The organism is Janibacter sp. CoH_79_TC_3 (assembly GCF_058197955.1).
Genome location: NZ_JBXWIV010000060.1, coordinates 1 through 648, shown reverse-complemented (window position 1 = coordinate 648; position 648 = coordinate 1). Strand labels below are relative to the sequence as shown.

Annotated in this window: 1 protein-coding gene; it reads left to right on the top strand. The window is 40.1% G+C overall.

Features of this window, described 5'->3' with window-relative positions; all coding sequences use genetic code 11:
* Positions 1-120 precede the first annotated feature (120 nt).
* The coding region (locus AC2FA3_RS15060) for a DMT family transporter (RefSeq protein WP_490510293.1) at positions 121-648 on the top strand (528 nt) is incomplete at its 3' end.

Genomic DNA, 648 nt, shown 5'->3' with positions numbered 1-648 from the left:
TTTATATCATTATACATCATAGCGTTACTTGCATATACTGCCTGACAGATCGTTAAATCAGCATGAACCCATTGGGGTTTTAACAGTTTCTGAATTTAGAGTAGGGCGAGGAGGCTAAGAATGCCAAAGATGAGTGTTGCATTTGCCATGACGCTATTGGTACTAGGAAATATCATTGCGGTCTTCTCAGACGCCTTGATAAAGGCCTTGCCCTCTGAGACGGCGGTATATCAATTTATCCTGTTTCGTCAATGCACAGCGGTTTTAATGCTGTTGCCGTTTTGCTTAATTAATAAAAAGAACAAGTTATTCAGTAATATAAAATGGCACTTTGTTCGTAGTCACGTGTGGTTATTGGGTGTGATATTCATGGTACTGTCTCTTCAAGCACTGCCTCTTGCGACTGCGAATGCTATTTTTTATGCCGCCCCTTTATTTGTATTACCACTGGGTTTTTTATTTTATAAAGACAGATTAAACTTTCCGACTATCGCAGCCTCTATATTAGGTTTTGCTGGTATCCTCGTTATCGTACAACCGAAACAGATCAATTTAGGGGCGGTGTTTGCCCTTATAGTGGCGGTAACCATGGCGCTAAACAATCTGTTAGTTCGTAAACTTCCACAACATCATACTGTCTATCAAACT